This is a genomic window from Streptomyces sp. NPDC017940 (assembly GCF_044328435.1).
GTDB lineage: Bacteria > Actinomycetota > Actinomycetes > Streptomycetales > Streptomycetaceae > Streptomyces.
On record NZ_JBIRHJ010000006.1, the window covers coordinates 128,324 to 146,036 of the forward strand.

General features: G+C 72.8%; 18 protein-coding genes and 1 riboswitch. Of the genes, 12 read left to right on the plus strand and 6 right to left on the minus strand.

Features of this window, described 5'->3' with window-relative positions; genetic code table 11:
- The first annotated feature begins 8 nt into the window (after window positions 1-8).
- Window positions 9-857, plus strand: coding sequence for a trehalose-phosphatase (gene otsB, locus ACH4DX_RS21670; protein ID WP_398156301.1), 849 nt, complete (start codon window positions 9-11; stop codon window positions 855-857).
- Window positions 858-1,001: 144 nt separating this feature from the next.
- On the opposite strand, the gene ACH4DX_RS21675 is transcribed toward otsB, so the two are convergent.
- Window positions 1,002-2,411 carry a trehalose-6-phosphate synthase gene (locus tag ACH4DX_RS21675; protein ID WP_398156302.1) on the minus strand — a complete coding sequence of 470 codons (1,410 nt, stop codon included), beginning with the start codon at window positions 2,409-2,411 and terminating at the stop codon, window positions 1,002-1,004.
- 101 nt (window positions 2,412-2,512) lie between these two features.
- Window positions 2,513-3,457: a glucosyl-3-phosphoglycerate synthase gene (locus ACH4DX_RS21680; protein WP_398156303.1), complete on the minus strand. Its 945-nt coding sequence runs from the start codon at window positions 3,455-3,457 to the stop codon at window positions 2,513-2,515.
- A gap of 155 nt (window positions 3,458-3,612) precedes the next feature.
- A riboswitch (SAM riboswitch) is annotated at window positions 3,613-3,771 on the plus strand.
- A gap of 17 nt (window positions 3,772-3,788) precedes the next feature.
- Between ACH4DX_RS21680 and thrC the strand changes: the two genes are divergently transcribed.
- The 8 genes from thrC to ACH4DX_RS21720 all read left to right on the plus strand — a co-directional run bounded on the left by thrC (window position 3,789) and on the right by ACH4DX_RS21720 (window position 12,048).
- Entirely contained in the window at window positions 3,789-5,117 is a 1,329-nt protein-coding gene (gene thrC, locus ACH4DX_RS21685; RefSeq protein ID WP_398121056.1) for a threonine synthase, read from the plus strand.
- Window positions 5,118-5,220: 103 nt separating this feature from the next.
- A complete protein-coding gene (locus ACH4DX_RS21690) occupies window positions 5,221-5,499 on the plus strand; it encodes a ubiquitin-like small modifier protein 1 (RefSeq protein ID WP_398121058.1) in 279 nt (92 codons plus the stop codon).
- A gap of 421 nt (window positions 5,500-5,920) precedes the next feature.
- The gene (locus ACH4DX_RS21695; RefSeq protein ID WP_005315736.1) at window positions 5,921-6,124 is read left to right on the plus strand and encodes a cold-shock protein; all 204 of its coding nucleotides are present in this window, start codon (window positions 5,921-5,923) and stop codon (window positions 6,122-6,124) included.
- A 317-nt stretch (window positions 6,125-6,441) separates the two neighbouring features.
- Window positions 6,442-8,067 carry a chaperonin GroEL gene (gene groL, locus ACH4DX_RS21700; protein WP_398121061.1) on the plus strand — a complete coding sequence of 542 codons (1,626 nt, stop codon included), beginning with the start codon at window positions 6,442-6,444 and terminating at the stop codon, window positions 8,065-8,067.
- Between the two features lie 194 nt (window positions 8,068-8,261).
- Window positions 8,262-9,419, plus strand: a complete 1,158-nt coding sequence (locus ACH4DX_RS21705; protein ID WP_398156304.1) for an NADH:flavin oxidoreductase — start codon at window positions 8,262-8,264, stop codon at window positions 9,417-9,419.
- A gap of 184 nt (window positions 9,420-9,603) precedes the next feature.
- Window positions 9,604-10,101, plus strand: coding sequence for a SigE family RNA polymerase sigma factor (locus ACH4DX_RS21710; protein ID WP_398121065.1), 498 nt, complete (start codon window positions 9,604-9,606; stop codon window positions 10,099-10,101).
- Complete coding sequence (locus ACH4DX_RS21715; RefSeq protein WP_398156305.1) at window positions 10,094-10,654, plus strand: hypothetical protein; 561 nt, start codon at window positions 10,094-10,096, stop codon at window positions 10,652-10,654. The genes ACH4DX_RS21710 and ACH4DX_RS21715 overlap by 8 nt, the downstream gene beginning before the upstream one ends.
- A gap of 185 nt (window positions 10,655-10,839) precedes the next feature.
- Entirely contained in the window at window positions 10,840-12,048 is a 1,209-nt protein-coding gene (locus tag ACH4DX_RS21720; RefSeq protein WP_398156306.1) for a mannosyltransferase family protein, read from the plus strand.
- 18 nt (window positions 12,049-12,066) lie between these two features.
- On the opposite strand, the gene murQ is transcribed toward ACH4DX_RS21720, so the two are convergent.
- Window positions 12,067-13,008, minus strand: coding sequence for an N-acetylmuramic acid 6-phosphate etherase (gene murQ / locus ACH4DX_RS21725; protein WP_398156307.1), 942 nt, complete (start codon window positions 13,006-13,008; stop codon window positions 12,067-12,069).
- 157 nt (window positions 13,009-13,165) lie between these two features.
- Window positions 13,166-14,098: a MurR/RpiR family transcriptional regulator gene (locus ACH4DX_RS21730; RefSeq protein WP_398121072.1), complete on the minus strand. Its 933-nt coding sequence runs from the start codon at window positions 14,096-14,098 to the stop codon at window positions 13,166-13,168.
- A 119-nt stretch (window positions 14,099-14,217) separates the two neighbouring features.
- Between ACH4DX_RS21730 and ACH4DX_RS21735 the strand changes: the two genes are divergently transcribed.
- Together ACH4DX_RS21735 and ACH4DX_RS21740 are read left to right on the plus strand one after the other, a co-directional pair.
- Complete coding sequence (locus ACH4DX_RS21735; RefSeq protein WP_398121074.1) at window positions 14,218-14,604, plus strand: hypothetical protein; 387 nt, start codon at window positions 14,218-14,220, stop codon at window positions 14,602-14,604.
- A complete protein-coding gene (locus ACH4DX_RS21740; protein WP_398121075.1) occupies window positions 14,601-14,867 on the plus strand; it encodes a DUF4031 domain-containing protein in 267 nt (88 codons plus the stop codon). The genes ACH4DX_RS21735 and ACH4DX_RS21740 overlap by 4 nt, the downstream gene beginning before the upstream one ends.
- Window positions 14,868-14,938: 71 nt before the next feature.
- On the opposite strand, the gene ACH4DX_RS21745 is transcribed toward ACH4DX_RS21740, so the two are convergent.
- Together ACH4DX_RS21745 and ACH4DX_RS21750 are read right to left on the minus strand one after the other, a co-directional pair.
- Window positions 14,939-16,057 carry a GNAT family N-acetyltransferase gene (locus ACH4DX_RS21745; RefSeq protein WP_398156308.1) on the minus strand — a complete coding sequence of 373 codons (1,119 nt, stop codon included), beginning with the start codon at window positions 16,055-16,057 and terminating at the stop codon, window positions 14,939-14,941.
- Window positions 16,058-16,066: 9 nt separating this feature from the next.
- The gene (locus ACH4DX_RS21750) at window positions 16,067-16,750 is read right to left on the minus strand and encodes a hypothetical protein (protein WP_398156309.1); all 684 of its coding nucleotides are present in this window, start codon (window positions 16,748-16,750) and stop codon (window positions 16,067-16,069) included.
- A gap of 281 nt (window positions 16,751-17,031) precedes the next feature.
- Between ACH4DX_RS21750 and ACH4DX_RS21755 the strand changes: the two genes are divergently transcribed.
- Window positions 17,032-17,709 (plus strand): maleylpyruvate isomerase family mycothiol-dependent enzyme, encoded by a 678-nt coding sequence (locus ACH4DX_RS21755; protein ID WP_398121081.1) that lies wholly within the window; start codon window positions 17,032-17,034, stop codon window positions 17,707-17,709.
- Window positions 17,710-17,713: the final 4 nt, after the last annotated feature.

A 17,713-nucleotide genomic window follows, 5' to 3' on the forward strand; every position in this document is an offset into this window, starting at 1 on the left:
TCTGGCCTATGGGTGACCCGACGTACTGCCTGCCGCAGCCGCTGACGCCCGCCGGGCGCGACGGCCTCGCCGCGATCCTGGCCCGGCCCGAACGCGCCGTGATCGCCCTCGACTTCGACGGCACGCTCGCGCCGATCGTGCCCGACCCCGAGCAGGCGCGGGCGCACCCCGGCGCGGTGCCCGCGCTCGCCGCGCTCGCGCCCGAGGTGCGTTCCGTGGCCGTCGTCACCGGCAGGCCCGCCGGGGTCGCCGTGCGGCACGGCGGGCTCGCGGGGGTTCCCGGCCTCGAACACCTCGTCGTCCTCGGGCACTACGGGGCCGAGCGCTGGGACGCCGTCAGCGCGACCGTGCAGGCCGCCGAGCCGCATCCCGGGGTGGCGGGGGCGCGGGCGGAGCTGCCGGGGTTCCTGGACGCGATCGGGGCGTGGCGCGGGACCTGGATCGAGGAGAAGGGGCGGGCCGTCGCCGTGCACACGCGGCGGGCGCGGGATCCGCAGGCGGCGTTCGAGGAGTTGCGGGGGCCGCTCGGGGAGCTGGCCGCTCGGCACGGGTTGATCGTCGAGCCGGGGCGTCTGGTGCTCGAGCTGCGGCCGCCCGGGGTCGACAAGGGGGTCGCCCTGGTCGACTACGTACGGGAGGTGGGTGCCGAGTCCGTCCTGTACGCGGGGGACGACCTCGGGGACCTGCCCGCGTTCGCCGCCGTCGAGAAGTTGCGGTCGGACGGGGATGTGCAGGGGCTGCTGGTGTGCAGTGGCAGTGCGGAGGTCACTGAGCTGGCCGATCGTGCCGACCTCGTCGTCAACGGTCCCGCCGCCGTGGTCGCCCTCCTGGCGGGCCTGGCCGACCGGCTGTCCTGACCTGCCCCGGCCGTCGGTCCTTCCTCGCTGCACTCCCCGCCGTTCCGCCCCTGGCGGACCAGCTGCCCACACCGGGAGACAAAGGGTGGGTGGGTGGGGAAAATCCGCCGTGGAGCGGCGGGTCAGGGCAGGTACAGGCCCGGGCTAGGCCGAAGGCGTCAAGGCGTGGAGTTGGTCCAGGAACCACTGGGCCGGAGGGAGCGCCGTGGCAGCGGCGGCAAGGCGCTTGGTGCGCTCCGCCCGCTCCTCGACGGGCATCACGAGCGCTTCGTGGAGCGCCGCGGCCGTCCCCGAGACGTCGTACGGGTTCACGGTGATCGCGTCCTCGCCCAGCTCCGCGTGCGCCCCCGCCTCCCGGGACAGGACGAGCGCGCACCCCTCGTCGGAGACGACGGGCACCTCCTTGGCGACCAGGTTCATGCCGTCCCTGATGGGGTTGACGAGGGCGACGTCGGCGAGCCGGTACGCGGCGAGGGAGCGCGCGAAGTCGTCCTTGACGTGCAGGACGACGGGCGTCCAGTCGGCGGTCCCGTACGCGGAGTTGATGGACTCGGCGACACGCGAGACCTCCGCGGTGTAGTCGCGGTACACCGCGAGGTCCTGCCGCGAGGGGTAGGCGAACGCCACGTGCACCACCCGCTCGCGCCACTCCGGCCGGTCGTCGAGGAGCTGGCGGTAGGCGTGCAGGCCGCGCACGATGTTCTTGGACAGCTCGGTGCGGTCCACCCGGACGATGGCCTTGCGGGCCGCCCCCGAGGCGTCCGTGCCGATCTGCTCCCGCAGCGTCACAAGGCGTTCCTCGACGTCGTCCCGGCGCGACCGCTCCCGCAGGAAGTCCGCGTCGGCCCCGAGCCCGTGCACGCCGACGCGCGTGCCCGTCGTACCGCCGAGGAGCGCCACGCAGCAGTCGGTGAAGGCGTCGGCCCACCGCCCGGTGAGGAACCCGAGCCGGTCCGCGCCGAGCATCCCGCGCAGGACCTGCTCGGCGATGTCGTCGGGCAGCAGCCGGAAGTAGTCGACGGGCGCCCAGGGCGTGTGCGAGAAGTGGCCGATGCGCAGGTCATCACGGAGCTCGCGGAGCATGCCGGGCACCAGCGTCAGGTGGTAGTCCTGGACGAGGACGGCCGCGCCGGGCGCCGCCTCCCGCGCGAGGGCCTCGGCGAAGGCCCGGTTGTACGTCTCGTACGCGGCCCACTGCGCCCGGAACTCGGGACCGAAGGCGGGTTCGAGCGGTGTCTGGTACAGCATGTGGTGCACGAACCACAGCACGGAGTTCGCGATGCCGTTGTACGCGTCGGCGTGCACGGCGGCGTCGATGTCGAGCATGCGCACACCGGGCTCGCCGACCCCGCGCCGCACGGCCTCCCGGTCGCCGTCGCCGAGCGCCGAGCACACCCACAGGGCGTCGGCGTCGTCACCGATGGCGCTGAGCCCGGAGACGAGGCCGCCGCCGCCGCGTTTGGCGTCGAGCGTCCCGTCGTCGCCGAGGGAGTACGTCACCGGGCCGCGGTTCGACGCGACGAGGACCTGGGCGGCTGCGTGCTCGGAGACCATGTGGCGAACCTAGCCGCTGACGGAAACGCTCAAACGTGCGGGCGGCCGACGTCACATCCCCGTCGGGTCCGCCGGGGCGGGCCGCGCCGAGAATTGCCTGCTCAGGCCACCCTGCGCCGCGCGTACTCCGCGACCTGGGCCATCGGTGGCCGCTCCTCGGTGTCCACGGGGTGCGTCCGCGGCTCGAAACCGTGCTCGCCCCGGACGAACTGGGTCAGCTCGGGGCGTACGAGATGGGCGCGGGCGAGCCGCAGCTGCGCGGTGCGGTAGATCGCCGCCGCCATCCGTCCGAGGGCCTGCCCGTCCTGGTGGCGGTGGACGCGTACGCCGACGTCGACCTGCGCGAGGGCGTCGAGGCCCGCGGTGTGCAGCGCGTCCACGAGCAGACCGAGCTCGACCCCGTACCCGACGGGGAAGGGCAGGCGTTCCAGGAGCGACCTGCGGGCCGCGTACTCGCCGCCGAGCGGCTGCACGAACCCGGCGAGCTGCGGCCAGTGCATGTTCAGGAGGGGGCGCGCCATCAGCTCGGTGACCCGGCCGCCCTGTCCGGCCGCCGTGCCGAGGGGGCGGTCGTACATCGCCTTCACGAAGTCCACGTCGGGCTCGGTGAGGAGCGGCCCCACGATGCCGGAGACGAAGTCCGCCGAGAACTCCTTCAGGTCCGCGTCGACGAACGCGACGACGTCACCGCGGGTGACCAGGAGGGACCGCCACAGGACCTCGCCCTTGCCGGGCAGCGCGGGCAGGCGCGGCAGGATCTCGTCCCGGTGCACGACCCGGGCGCCGGCGGCCGCGGCGACCTCCGCCGTGCGGTCGCCCGAACCGGAATCGATCACCACCAGTTCGTCGACCAGCGGTGTCCGCTCCATCAGCGCGCGGCGAATCTCGGCCACGATGGCGCCGACGGTCCCCTCCTCGTCGAGAGCGGGCAGCACCACGCTCACCGAGGTGCCCGCTGCCCGTTTGGCGGCCAGGAGGGCGGAGGGCGGGCGGTCGGCGACGGACCAGGAACGCCTGCTCAGCCAGCGCTCGACCTCTTCCAGCACGCGCGGTCCTCCCGATTGTGATCCATCTCGCGCTACGGACGACTATCTCAAGCGTCCAGGGCTTCGGTTACAGTCTTGGACAACGCGCATGACCATCGCACGTCGGTGGCCGTCGCGTCACAAATGCCCCGGGCGTTCTGCGCCCGGCGCCATACCGCTCATCCAGAGGGGCAGAGGGATACGGCCCGTTGAAGCCCCGGCAACCACCCAGTCGGTCTCGTACGCGATCCATCGGATCCGGCGTCGCGAGGCTCCCGGCTCGGGAAGGTGCCAATTCCGTCTCGCGGCGAGATGCGTCGCGAGGAAGATGAGGAGAAAGGGCCTCGCCTCCATGGCTGTGCAGACTGTCGAAACCTCCCCCGCCGCCGGCGCCACCGCCGCCACCGGGACTCCCGCCGTCGATCTCGGGCCCGCGTCCGGCCTCTCCTGCCGCGAGTGCGGAACCCGCTTCGACCTCGGTCCGATCTTCGCCTGCGCCGAGTGTTTCGGACCGCTCGAAGTCGCCTACGACCTGCCGCTCGGCGACCCGGAGGCCCTGCGCAGGAAGATCGAGTCCGGTCCGGCCAACATCTGGCGCTACGCCCCGCTGCTGCCGGTCCCCGCCGACGTGGCCGACAAGCCGAACCTCAACCCGGGCTGGACCAAGCTCGTCAAGGCCGACAACCTCGCCCGTGAGATCGGTGTCGAGCCGGGGAGGCTGTTCGTCAAGGACGACTCGGGCAACCCCACGCACTCCTTCAAGGACCGCGTCGTCGCCCAGGCCCTCGAAGCCGCCCGCGCCTTCGGCTTCACCACCCTGTCCTGCTCCTCCACGGGCAACCTCGCGGGGGCCGTGGGCGCCGCCGCCGCCCGTGCGGGCTTCCGCTCCTGCGTGTTCATCCCGCACGACCTGGAGCAGGGCAAGGTCGTCATGGCCGCGGTGTACGGCGGTGAGCTCGTCGGCATCGAGGGCAACTACGACGACGTGAACCGTTTCTGCTCCGAGCTCATCGGCGACCCGCTCGGCGAGGGCTGGGGCTTCGTCAACGTCAACCTGCGGCCCTACTACGGCGAGGGCTCCAAGACCCTCGCGTACGAGATCTGCGAGCAGCTGGGATGGGTGATCCCCGACCAGCTCGTGATCCCCATCGCCTCCGGCTCCCAGCTCACGAAGATCGACAAGGGTCTGAAGGAGCTGATCGCGCTCGGCCTGGTCGAGGACAAGCCGTACAAGATCTTCGGTGCCCAGGCGGAGGGCTGCTCGCCGGTGTCGGCGGCGTTCAAGGCCGGGCAGGACGTGGTCCGCCCGCAGAAGCCGAACACCATCGCCAAGTCGCTCGCCATCGGCAACCCGGCCGACGGGCCCTACGTCCTGGACATCGCGCGGCGCACCGGCGGCGCGGTGGAGGACGTCGACGACGAGCAGGTCGTCGACGCGATCAAGCTTCTCGCCCGCACGGAAGGGATCTTCGCCGAGACGGCGGGCGGGGTGACCGTGGGGGTCACCCGGAAGCTGGTCGAGGCGGGGCTGATCGATCCTTCCCTCACCACCGTCGTGCTCAACACCGGGGACGGTCTGAAGACGCTTGACGCTGTCGCTGAGACTTCGCAGGTCACGGCGACCATTCCGCCGAGCCTCGACGCGTTTCGCTCCGCCGGGCTCGTCGGTCGGACGCCGTAGGGCCTGATCGTCGTCGCCGACGGGCGGCCGTGGTCCGTCCGCGCGCAGTTCCCCGCGCCCCTTCCAGGGGCGCCCCACTCCCCGTCCCTCAGAGGTGAACCCCATGAGCGTCAGCGTTCGCATCCCCACCATCCTTCGTACCTACACCGGTGGCCAGGCCGAGGTCGTCGCCGAGGGGGGCACCCTCGGTGAGGTCATCGCCGATCTGGAGAAGAAGCACACCGGGATCGCCGCCCGGGTCCTGGACGACCAGGGCAAGCTGCGGCGGTTCGTGAATGTGTACGTCAACGACGACGACGTGCGGTTCGAGCAGGGCCTGGAGACGGCCACGCCGGACGGCGCGGGCGTCTCGATCATCCCGGCCGTCGCCGGCGGCTGCTGACCGGCACGCGGCGTCACCGGTGTTGCCCCCTCCGCGAGAGAAGCGGAGGGGGCAATTCTGTGTGATTGAGCGCGGTACAGTTGGGAATGGAGCTTCGATTCCCGCCCCGGGCGGTGCCCGGCGGATAGGCGAAGTCGGCCTCGGGCCGACAAGAAGCAGCCAAAGTGCCCGGCCCATTCAAGCCTTATGTGGCTTTTGCCCGGCCCGACTTGCCCTGAACTCCGATGAATTCTCCGCATATCGGAGAACAGTCCTGCCCAGAATTCTCGTCCGATTGACCTGTTGCAGACGGCAGTTGGACAGATACATTCAGCCGCGGTCGACGCGTTCCGGCGCACACCCCCAACCCGTAGGGGGTGAGGTCTGACCCGGGTCCGCGAAGTGCGGTCCTGCGCAAGGGCCAGTAATAGGGGAGTTAGGCATGGCTCAGGGCACCGTCAAGTGGTTCAACGCGGAGAAGGGATATGGCTTCATCGCGGTCGACGGTGGTGCGGATGTTTTCGTCCACTACAGCGCGATCCAGATGGACGGCTACCGCACCCTGGAAGAAGGTCAGCGAGTGGAGTTCGAGATCTCGCAGGGCCAGAAGGGTCCGCAGGCGGACATGGTCAAGCTCGCCGTCTAGCTCGGCGCGACCGACCACCGAGGCAAGCATCGTGAGGGGCTCGTATCCCATGGGGGTACGGGCCCCTCGCGTGTGCCCGCGCGCCCGCGGACGAGTCCGGAGCGCTCCGGGGATCCGGGAGAGGCGCTTGCACTCGCAGGGGCCGAGTGCTAATCATTGGCGTTAGCACTCTACGAGTGAGAGTGACAGAACTTGGATCGGGTCGGTGAGGTCCGCAGGCCGGGTGGGGCAAGGAACCACACGGCACGCAGGCCGTCCGTCGCGGGCGCCAGCACGGTCCGTTTGCTTTTCCACCCCGTCCGGGAGGACCACTTCACATGGCCAAGATCATCGCGTTCGACGAGGAGGCACGGCGCGGCCTCGAGCGCGGCATGAACCAGCTCGCCGACGCCGTCAAGGTGACCCTGGGCCCCAAGGGTCGCAACGTCGTCCTCGAGAAGAAGTGGGGCGCCCCCACGATCACCAACGATGGTGTGTCCATCGCCAAGGAGATCGAGCTCGAGGACCCGTACGAGAAGATCGGCGCCGAGCTGGTCAAGGAGGTCGCGAAGAAGACGGACGACGTCGCCGGTGACGGCACGACGACCGCGACCGTCCTCGCCCAGGCGCTCGTCAAGGAAGGCCTGCGCAACGTCGCGGCCGGCGCCAACCCGATGGCCCTCAAGCGCGGCATCGAGAAGGCCGTCGAGGCCGTCTCCGGCGCCCTGCTCGAGCAGGCCAAGGACGTGGAGACCAAGGAGCAGATCGCCTCCACCGCCTCCATCTCCGCCGCCGACACCCAGATCGGCGAGCTCATCGCCGAGGCCATGGACAAGGTCGGCAAGGAAGGCGTCATCACCGTCGAGGAGTCGCAGACCTTCGGTCTGGAGCTCGAGCTCACCGAGGGCATGCGCTTCGACAAGGGCTACATCTCGGCGTACTTCGCCACCGACATGGAGCGTATGGAGGCGTCGCTCGACGACCCGTACATCCTGATCGTCAACTCCAAGATCTCCAACGTGAAGGACCTCCTTCCGCTCCTGGAGAAGGTCATGCAGTCGGGCAAGCCGCTGCTGATCATCGCCGAGGACGTCGAGGGCGAGGCCCTGTCCACGCTGGTCGTCAACAAGATCCGCGGCACCTTCAAGTCCGTCGCCGTCAAGGCCCCTGGCTTCGGCGACCGCCGCAAGGCCATGCTCGGCGACATCGCCATCCTCACGGGCGGCACGGTCATCTCCGAGGAGGTCGGCCTCAAGCTGGAGAACGCCGGTCTCGACCTGCTCGGCCGCGCCCGCAAGGTCGTCATCACCAAGGACGAGACGACCATCGTCGACGGCTCCGGTGAGAGCGACCAGGTCCAGGGTCGCGTCAACCAGATCCGCGCCGAGATCGAGAACAGCGACTCCGACTACGACCGCGAGAAGCTCCAGGAGCGCCTGGCGAAGCTCGCGGGCGGCGTGGCCGTCATCAAGGCCGGTGCCGCCACCGAGGTGGAGCTCAAGGAGCGCAAGCACCGCATCGAGGACGCCGTGCGCAACGCCAAGGCGGCCGTCGAGGAGGGCATCGTCGCCGGTGGTGGCGTGGCCCTGCTCCAGGCCTCCTCGGTCTTCGAGAAGCTGGAGCTCGACGGCGACGAGGCCACCGGTGCCGCCGCTGTGAAGCTGGCCCTGGAGGCCCCGCTGAAGCAGATCTCCGTGAACGCCGGCCTCGAGGGTGGCGTCATCGTGGAGAAGGTCCGCAACCTCACCCCGGGTCACGGCCTGAACGCCGCGAACGGCGAGTACGTGGACATGATCGCCGAGGGCATCATCGACCCGGCGAAGGTCACGCGTTCCGCGTTGCAGAACGCCGCGTCCATCGCCGCGCTGTTCCTCACCACCGAGGCCGTCATCGCCGACAAGCCGGAGAAGGCCGCTGCCGCGGGCGCTCCGGGCGGCATGCCGGGCGGTGACATGGACTTCTGATCGGCCCCCGTGGTTGATCGGCTGTCCTGAAGCCGTACGGCTTTCCCGAGCTGTACGAAGGGGCGGTGCCCTCCGCGAGGAGGGTGCCGCCCCTTTGGCGTGCCCGGGGCGGAATGAGGTGGTCCGGTGCGCTGTTGACGGATGCGGAGGATGCCTCCGTTCCATCCGTGACCGATTCTCTGAGGAGCTCATTCATGGCCCCCCTCTCCGTCCCCGCGGACCGTGCCTCCGCGGACCGTGCCCCCGCCGACCGCGCCGCCGCGGTCCTGTCCCGGCCCTTCACCCTCGGCGGGCTCACCGTTCCGAACCGGATCGTGATGGCGCCGATGACCCGGAACTTCTCCCCCGACGGGGTGCCGGGTGCGGACGTGGCCGCCTACTACGCCCGGCGGGCCGCCGCACAGGTCGGACTGATCATCACCGAGGGCACCTACGTCGGCCACGAGTCGGCGGGCGAGAGCGACCGCGTCCCGCGGTTCCACGGCGCGGAGCAGCTCGCGGGTTGGGCGAAGGTCGTGGACGCCGTGCACGCGGCGGGCGGGAAGATCATGCCGCAGCTGTGGCACATCGGCATGGTGCGCCGCGCGGGCCTGCCCCCGTTCGCGGACGCCCCCGCGGTCGGCCCCTCCGGGCTGCGCCTCGACGGCACCGAGGGCACCGGCAAGGCGATGACGCGCGCCGACCTCGACGCCGTGATCGGGGCGTTCGCCGAGGCCGCTGCCGCCGCCGAGCGCATCGGCTTCGACGGCGTCGAACTGCACGGCGCGCACGGCTACTTGCTCGACCAGTTCCTGTGGGCGGGCACCAACCGCCGTACGGACGCGTACGGCGGCGACCTGGTGGCCCGCACGCGGTTCGCGGCGGAGATCGTGGCCGCCGTGCGCGCGGCCGTCGCCCCGGACTTCCCTGTCGTCCTGCGCTACTCCCAGTGGAAGGCCGACGCCTACGACGCCCGCATCGCCGACACCCCCGCCGAACTCGACGCCCTCCTCTCCCCGCTCGCCGCGGCCGGCGTGGACGCCTTCCACGCCTCGACGCGCCGCTACTGGCTGCCCGAGTTCGACGGCTCCGAGCTGAACCTGGCGGGCTGGACGAAGAAGCTCACCGGCAAGCCGGTCATCACCGTCGGCTCGGTCGGCCTCGACGGCGACTTCATGCGCGCCTTCCAGGGCGAGGGCGCTCCCGTCAAGGGAATCGACAACCTCCTCGACCGCCTGGAGCGCGACGAGTTCGACCTCGTCGCCGTCGGCCGCGCCCTCCTCGCGGACCCGCGGTGGGCGGCGAAGGTCCTCGGCGGGGCCTTCGACGAGCTGTCGTCGTACGACCCGGAGGCGCTGGCGACGCTGCGCTGACCCGGGGTCGGGGGAGCCGACGGGGCGGGGCGGGCGGGACCCTTGCGGTCCGCCCGCCCCGCTCGTGCGTTCGGGGGCGGCCGGGGGACCGCTGAGGCTTTCGAAAAAACTTCGGGGAGGGTGTCAACCGGATCGGACGCCGCGGGCCTAGAGAAGGTGTACCGACCAGAGGGGGAGCACGTCATTGACCGCTGAGGAATTCGAGGAGTTCTACGCCCACGCGGTCAGACGGCTCACCGGACAGCTCTATGTGATGCTCGGCGACCTGCACGAGGCGCAGGACGTCGTGCAGGAAGCCTTCGTCAAGGCCTGGAGCAGGCGGGGGCGGCTGCGGCGCGAGGCCGCGCCCGAGGCCTACGTACGGACCGTGGCCTGGCGGCTCGCGCTGCGCCGCAGGCAGGGGCTCTTCCGGGCCGAACGGGCCTGGCAGCGGCACGGCGGGCCCGGTGCCGCCGACGCGCCCGACCCCGGTGCGGTCGTCCTGGTCGAGGCGCTCAAGGAACTGTCCCCGCAACAGCGCAGGACCGTGGCCCTGCGCTACGTGTGCGATCTGTCCGTCGAGCAGATCGCCCACGAGACGGGCCTGTCCACCGGCACGGTCAAGACCCATCTCTCCCGTGGCAGGGCCGCGCTCGCGCCCCGACTGCGGGACCTCTCCACGCAGGAGGCGCACGGTGGCTGAGCAGCCGCGCGACGGGCACCCCGGTTCCGGGGGCCACTTCGACCACCGGCTCCCCGGTTCCGGGGGGTGCCCCGACGACGACATCGTTCTGGCGGCCGCGCTCCGGGGCCTCGCGGGGCAAGGGCGCGGGCTCGCCGCCCCCGTGGCCGCCGTGGAGATCACCCGGCGTGGTGATCGTGTCCGGCGGCGCCGGTTCGCCGTGCTCGCGGCGGCCGCCGTCGTGGTCTTCGGCGGGGTGAGCGGGGGGCTGGTCGCGGTTGCCGGGCCGGGGGAGGGTGTGCGGCCCGCCGGGCGTACGGATGGGCCCGGGCCTCGGCCCGCGCCGTCCTCCGGGGACTCGCCGGGGCCCACCGCGGTGCCGTCCGCGTCGGTGCCGCCGCCGCCCTCGTCCGGGCCGCCGCCGTCCTCGGCCGCGCCGCCGCCCACCGCTACGGCCACGGGGGGGCTGCCGCCCACCGCTACGGCTACCGGGGGGGCGCCGCCCACCACCGCTTCTGCCGGGGGCGGGGGCGGGCGGACGTATCCGCCCGCCGGGGGGCCGGAGTCGTCGTAGGGGGACCCCCCCGGCTGGCGCGGCACCCCTTCGGGGGCTGCGCCCCCGGACCCCCCTGTCGGTCTGAACGGCCTCGTCCTCAATCGCCGGACGGGCTGTGACTGCCCGCCGGTGGCCTTGAACTGCCCGCCGGAAGTGCCGGGGGCGGGCTGAAGCGTTCCGTGTGTCGAAAGGGAGAATCAGCCATGCCTACGGCCGCCCCCTCCCGTCCGGTACGGACGGCCCCCGTGCCCCCCGCGGGGGCGTCGCCGTGGCGGTGGCGGGTCGGGGGTGGTGACCGGGAGGTGCTGCTCGTCTATCTGTGCACGCGGGTCGGGCTGTGGCTCACCGCCTACTGCGGGGCGCAGTTGTTCCCGCGCGACCCGGAGGCGCGGCACGGGGCGCCCGTGCTCGGTGTGTGGGAGCAGTGGGACTGGGTGCACTTCCAGCACATAGCGGAGCACGGCTACGGCCGTGCCACCGACGCCGTGCCGGGGTTCGCCAACGAGGAGGCCTTCTTCCCCGGGTTCCCGCTGCTGCTGCGGGCGGTGCACGCGGCGGTGCCGCACTGGGGCGCGGCAGGGCTGCTGATCTCCCTGGTGAGCGGGGCCGTCGCGGTGCTCGCGCTGGCCCGCATCGCGGGGGCCACCGGCGGTGCGGGGGCGGCGGGCGGGCGGCGCGCGGTGCTGCTCGTCCTGCTCTCGCCGTGCGCGGTCTTCCTCGCCGCCGGGTACACGGAGTCCCTCTTCCTCGCGCTCGCCCTGCCCGCCTGGCTGGCCGCGCTGCGGGGCCGCTGGGCGCTCGCCGCCGTGCTCGCCACGGCCGCCACCGCCGTCCGGGTCAGCGGACTCTTCCTCGCGGCCGCCCTGGCCGTGCAGTTCGCGGTGGGCGTCGGCGCCCGCCCCGCGGACCGGCGCCTGCGCGCGCTGCCGTGGCTGGCCCTGCCCGCGCTCCCCGCCCTCCTGTACACCTGGTACCTGCACGCACTCACCGGTGACTGGATGGCCTGGAAGCACGCCCAGGAACGCGGCTGGAACCGGGAGTTCCACGCGCCGTGGGAGGCGTGGGCGCACACCTGGCGGGCCGCCTTCGACGGCGGCTACCGCTCCGGGTACTCCCTGATGTTCGCGGCCGAACTCCTCGCCATGCTCGTCGGCCTCGCCCTCCTCGCCGTCCTCCTGCGCCGCCGCCGCTGGCCGGAGGCGACCTACATCGCCCTGAGCCTCTGGGCGCTCGGGACCTCGTACTGGTACATGTCGCTGCCCCGGGCCACCCTCCTGTGGTGGCCTCTGTGGGCGCTTCTCGCGGCCTGGTCGCTGCGTCGCGCCTGGGTCACGAACGCCCTTGTGGGCGTGCTCGCGCCGCTGACCACGGTGTTCGCCCTCGCGTTCACCACGGGACGCTGGGCCGGGTGAGGGGCGGCCACCGCTTCCTCACTCGGTACGGGACTTCTCCAGGGCCGCGCGCAGGTGGCCGTCGGACTCGGTGAGCAGGCGGGCGGCCGTGGGGCCGTCCACCGAACCGAGGAGGGTGAGGATCGCGTTCTTCACCTCGCCGTCGGTGGCGGCCAGCGCGGCCTCGATCTCCGCGTCACCGGCGCCGGTGGCGAGGGCGACGATGCGGCGGGAGCGGGCCTGGAGCTTCTCGTTGGAGGCGCGCACGTCGACCATGAGGTTCCCGTACGTCTTGCCGAGCCGGATCATCGTGATCGTCGACAGCATGTTGAGGACGAGCTTCTGGGCCGTGCCCGCCTTCAGGCGGGTGGAGCCGGTGAGGAGCTCGGGGCCGACGACGACCTCGATGCCGTGCTCGGCGGCGGCGGCGAGGGCGCTGCCGGCGTTGCAGGACAGGCCGATCGTCAGGGCGCCCCGGGCGCGGGCGTGCGCCACCGCGCCGACGGCGTAGGGCGTACGGCCGGACGCGGAGACGCCGACCACCGTGTCGTCGGCGGTCAGGGCGAGGGAGTCCAGGTCCCGCGCGGCCAGGTCCTCGCGGTCCTCGGCGCCCTCGACCGCCGTCACCAGGGCGCTCGGGCCGCCCGCGACGAGGCCCACGACGTCACCGGGGTCGGTGTTGAACGTCGGCGGGCACTCGGAGGCGTCGAGCACGCCGAGGCGTCCCGCGGTGCCGGCACCCGCGTAGATCAGCCGGCCGCCGCGGGCCATGCGCTCGGCGGTGGCGTCGATCGCCGCGGCGATGCACGGCAGCTGCGCGGCGACGGCCGCGGGGACGCCCGCGTCCTCGCCGTTCATGATCCGCGCGATGTCCGACGTCGGCAGCCGGTCGATCTCGGACAGCTCGGGCCGGAACGCCTCGGTGGTGAGGGACTCCAACTGGGCCCGGAGTTCGCCGTAGCCGTCTGTGGTGGAGGTCATGGGGTGATGGCTCTTTCACGATGCGATGTGAGGTCGAGGACTTCTGGCACTGACTACGACTGACGGTCCCACCCCCGCCCGGTGGCATTTTCAGCCCGTCCGGCGTTTTAGGACGAGGCCGCAGGCCGATAGGACGGCACCCTCGGCCAACGGGACGTCACCGCCCGACAAAGGCGCCCCCGCCAGAACTGTGGCGGTGCGCGAGCGCCTCGTAGGAAGCGGCGAGGGCAGGCGCAGCGGTCTCGTACGTACGCTGCGCCACCCCCACGAACAGGCAGTCCACGACGAGGAGCTGACTGGTCCGCGAGGACATCGCGGCGGGCCGCAGCTCGCTCTCGCGCGCGGTGGACGTGGTCAGTATGTGGTCGGCGTACTGGGACACCAGGCCGTCGGGGCGCCCGGTGACCGCGATCGTCGTCGCCCCGTGCTCGAAGGCGACGCGCAGCGGCTCGATGACGTCGCCCGTGGACCCGGAGTGGGTGATGGCGATCGCCACGTCCTTCGCGCGGAGCGTCACCGCGGTGGTGACGGCGAGGTGCGGATCGGAGTGGGCGTGCGCGACGTGGCCGATGCGCAGGAGCTTCTGGGCGAGGTCCTGGGCGACGAGCCCGGACGCGGCGACGCCGTACACCTCCACGCGGCGGGCGACGGCCAGCGCGCCGACGGCCGCGCCGAGCTGCACGGTGTCGAGGCCCGCGGCCGTGTCGGCGAGGGTCTGCTGCTCGTCGTACGCCAGTTTCGCCACGACGTCCGCGATGGGGTCGTCGACGGCGATGTCGGCGGTGACGGCGGGCGCACGGCCCGACTGCTGCTGGGCGGCGAGGCCCGCGAGGGCCAGGCGCAGGTCGCGGTAGCCGGGGTAGCCGAGGAGGCGGGCGGTGCGGACCACCGTGGCCTCGCTGGTGCCGGTGAGCTCCGCGAGGCCGGTGACCGTGAGCGCGGCACACCCCGCCGGGTCACCGGCGACGGCCTCGGCGACCCGCTGCATGGAGCGGGTCATCGACGGGGCGAGGGTGCGGACCTTGGCCGCGAGGGCGGCCGGGGCCGGAGGTGCGCCACCCGCGAAAGTTTCCTTCACGTCTGGGGTCACCCTTGAAAGATATTTTCGGTTCGGGAGCGGGTCAAGACTCGCGACCGCGTCGGCTCACGGGTGCGCGGCGGCCCGACCGGGCCCGCGGGCGCGCTCGGGCGAGGGCGCACAATGGCTGTATGGACTCCTCCGCATCCTCCGTCCCCGTGGGCCCCCTGGAGCGGGCGCTGCACGCCGCCCGCGCGCTGGTCCTCGCCGACCTGGTCGCGGACGAGGTGGCAGAGCCCGGCGTGGTCTCCCTCGTCGAGGACTCGGTGGCGCAGCGGCGCTGGTGGGTCGAGCAGTGGCCCGAGGGCGCCGAGTACGTCGCCGGGCTCGTCGCCCAGGACGTGCAGGACGCCCTCCTGGAGCGCTACGGGCGGTGGCCGCTGTGCCCGGTGTGCGGTTCGGGTGATCCGCACGCGCTCGACGTGGAGCCCGAGTTGGGCGCGGACCCGCACTGGGTGTGCGGGAAGGCGGGTGTCGTGGTCGCCGCCGTGGGGTCCCTCGGCTCGGTGGCCCGGTGACGGTCTACATCGACCCGCCGACCTGGCCCGGGCACGGGCGGCTCTGGTCCCACCTCGTCAGCGACCTCTCGTACGAGGAACTGCACGCCTTCGCGGCGCGGATCGGGGTGCCCGAGCGGGCCTTCGAGCGGGACCACTACGACCTTCCCTCGCACCGGTACGGGGACGCCGTGCGGGCGGGGGCCGTGGAGGTTCCCTCCCGGGAGTTGGTGCGGATGCTGCTGGCGGCGGGGTTGCGGCGGCGCAAGGGTACGGGTCGGTAGGCCTCGCGGGGGCGCCCCGGTCCCGCCCCTTTCCCGCAACCAAGGGGCTCCGCCCCCTGGACCCCCGGCCCTCAACCGCCGGCGGGGCCGGGGAGAGCGCGTCGGAGCTCGAAGACGAAGTCGTCGTCGCGGTCCGCCCCGCGGACGAAGCCCGCGCGGGTCAGGACCGCGTGGGACGCGGCGTTGTCGGGGTCGGTCAGGGCGCGTACGCCTGTGACGGCGGTGTGGTCCGGGTGGTTCAGGGACCAGGTGGTGAGGGCGCGCAGGGCCTCGGTCGCGTAGCCGTTGCCGCGGGCCTCCGGGACCAGGCTGTAGCCGACCTCCACCCAGCCCTCGTCGTCGGGCGCCCCGTGGTACCCCAAGGCGCCGACCGCGCGCCGGTCCGCGGTGCGCACGACGGCGAACATGCCCCACTCGGGGCGGTGCGCCCCGGCCGCGTACCCCTTCGCCGTGCGCTCCGCCCCCCGGCGCGTGCCCTCGTGCGGACCGCCGTCGGGCCAGGTGAAGCCGCCGGTGCCGCCCGCGGCAAGGTCGGCGGCGGCGTCCGGTGCCACCTCGATCAGCTCGACGGGCCCCGCGGGCAGCTGGATCGGGTTGTGCCACTGCCAGCGCTCCTTGCGGGCGTGGCCCGCGCGGTCGCCGCGGCCCGTCGCCCACAGCAGCACGCGCCAGTGCTCCTCGTCGGCACGGGCCGGCGGCACGTGCGGGAACTGGCGGGTGAGGACGGCCTCACACAGCTCGGCGGGCGGCTCGTACGCCACGTCGAAGGCCTTCAGGACGTCGTACGTGTGCAGGAGCAGCTCGATGACCCCCATCGCGGCGAAGCCCGCCGCGTCCGCGCTGCCGTACCGGTACGGGTGCCAGCCGCGCACGCCCGGCGGCGTCGTCCGTACGACCGCCGCGAGCAGGCCCGCGCTCGCCTCCACGCAGCGCACCGCGCCGTCCGCGCCGGTGCCCTCGTCCAGGCTGACGTCCATCGGGACATAGCCGCCGGTGCCCGCGGTGCGGCCCGTGAGCTGCGTCGCGTACGCGGTGAAGTCGCTCGCGATGTGCTCGGCCGTGGCCAGGCAGCTCCACTCCAGGCCGCCCGCGGGGGTCGTCCAGTCGTACCCGTCCGTCGCCACCGCGCGCAGCGCGGCCACCGCGTGTGCCGTGGCCTCGTCTATCCGTTCCCCGCCGTTGAAGAGCATGCGGTGAGGCTACGTGAGCAGTGCCAGCTCCGTCGTGAGGTTTTCCCTGGCCGGGGCCTCCCAGTGGGCGGTCCCGTGCGGGGTGCGGAACAGGCGTGGCAGGGCGAGGAGTTGGCGCAGCACGTCCGCTCGGCCCGCGCGGAACGCCTCGTCGGGGACGAAGGCGTACTCCTCGCGGACCGCGGCGGCGTACGCGGCGTACGCGTCCGGGGGCGCGGCGAGGATCGCGAGGTCCGCGTCGCACAGGGCCTCGCCGTTGCGGTCGCCATCGGCCGGGTCGTGGGTGGTCGTGAGGCGGACCAGGCGGGCCACTTCCGCGGTGGCCTCCGGGGGGAGGCCCGCCTCGGTGAGGGCGCGTTCCGCGAGGCGGGCGCTGCGTTCCTCGTTCTCGGAGCGGTCCGGGGCGTAGACGGCGTCGTGGAACCAGGCCGCGAGGTGCACCCTGTGCGGGGCGTGGGCGTGGTCCTCCAGGGTGTTCAGGTGGGTGAGGACGTTGTTCAGGTGGGTGAGGGTGTGGTAGCGGCGGTGGGGTTCCGACCAGCGGGTCAGGAGGTTGTCCGCGTACGGGGTGGGGTCCGGGCCCGTGGCGGTGCCCCGGGCCCCCAGCAGGGCTTCCCGCCAGGCCTGGCGGAGGGCTTCCTTGTCGGCGGCGGTTTCGGCTTCGGTGCCGGTGTGGGTGTCTGGGTCGGGCATGGGGTGACCCTAGGCCTTCGCGGGGCGCCCCAGGCGCACCCCTTTCCCGTAACCAGGGGCGCTGCGCCCCCTGGACCCCAGCTTTATCGGCGCTTCGCGCCTCGTCCTCAAACGCCGGACGGGCTGAGAGCTTCGCCGGACGGGCTGAGAGCTTCGCCGGGCGGGCTGAGAGCTTCGCCGGGCGGGTGGTGAGCGTGCCACCTTTCGTGGGGGTCCACCGCACGAGGTCAATTGGTGCGTGGACGTTGCCATTCCGGGCGGTGGGCGCTTGGCTGGCCGCCATGACGTACGACGTGATCTCCGCCGACGGAACGTACGAGTCCGATCGGCCGGGACGGCTGCTGCGCACCGAGCGTGACGCGTTGATCCCGCTGCTCCGTGCCGCCGACGACACGGCGTTCGCCGCGGCGACCTGCTGCCCGGGGTGGGCGGTTCGCGATGTGCTCGCGCACTGCTCGGCCGTGCTCGACCGGGTGATCGAGAGCCGGTTCGACGGTGGTGCCTTCACCGCGGCGGGGAACGGCCGCGACATCGCCGAGCGGGCCGACTGGCCGAACTCCCGGATCGTGGACGAGCTGGAGCACGGGATGACCCATGCGGGCGGGCCCATCGCCGCCTCCAAGGGGCTCCTCGACGGCGTGGCGCTCGGGGAGTGGGTGCACGCGGGAGACGTGAGGGACGCCTGGGGGCTGCCGGGCGCGTACGGGGGCGAGGGGCTCGCGGACGCGCTGCCGCTGCTGGCCGCGTTCAGCAAGCAGCGGGCGGCGCTGCCCCTGCACGCCGACCTCGACGGGTTCGACGAGCCGCTGATCCTCGGGGTCAGCGACGGCAGCAGGCCGCCCGCACGGTACATCGGGGACGCGTCGACGCTGGTCCGGCTGTACGCGGGACGCCCGCTGCCGAGCACGGAGTTCGAGCTGGCGGGCGCCACGCAGGAGGAGTTGTCGATCTTCTCCTGACTTC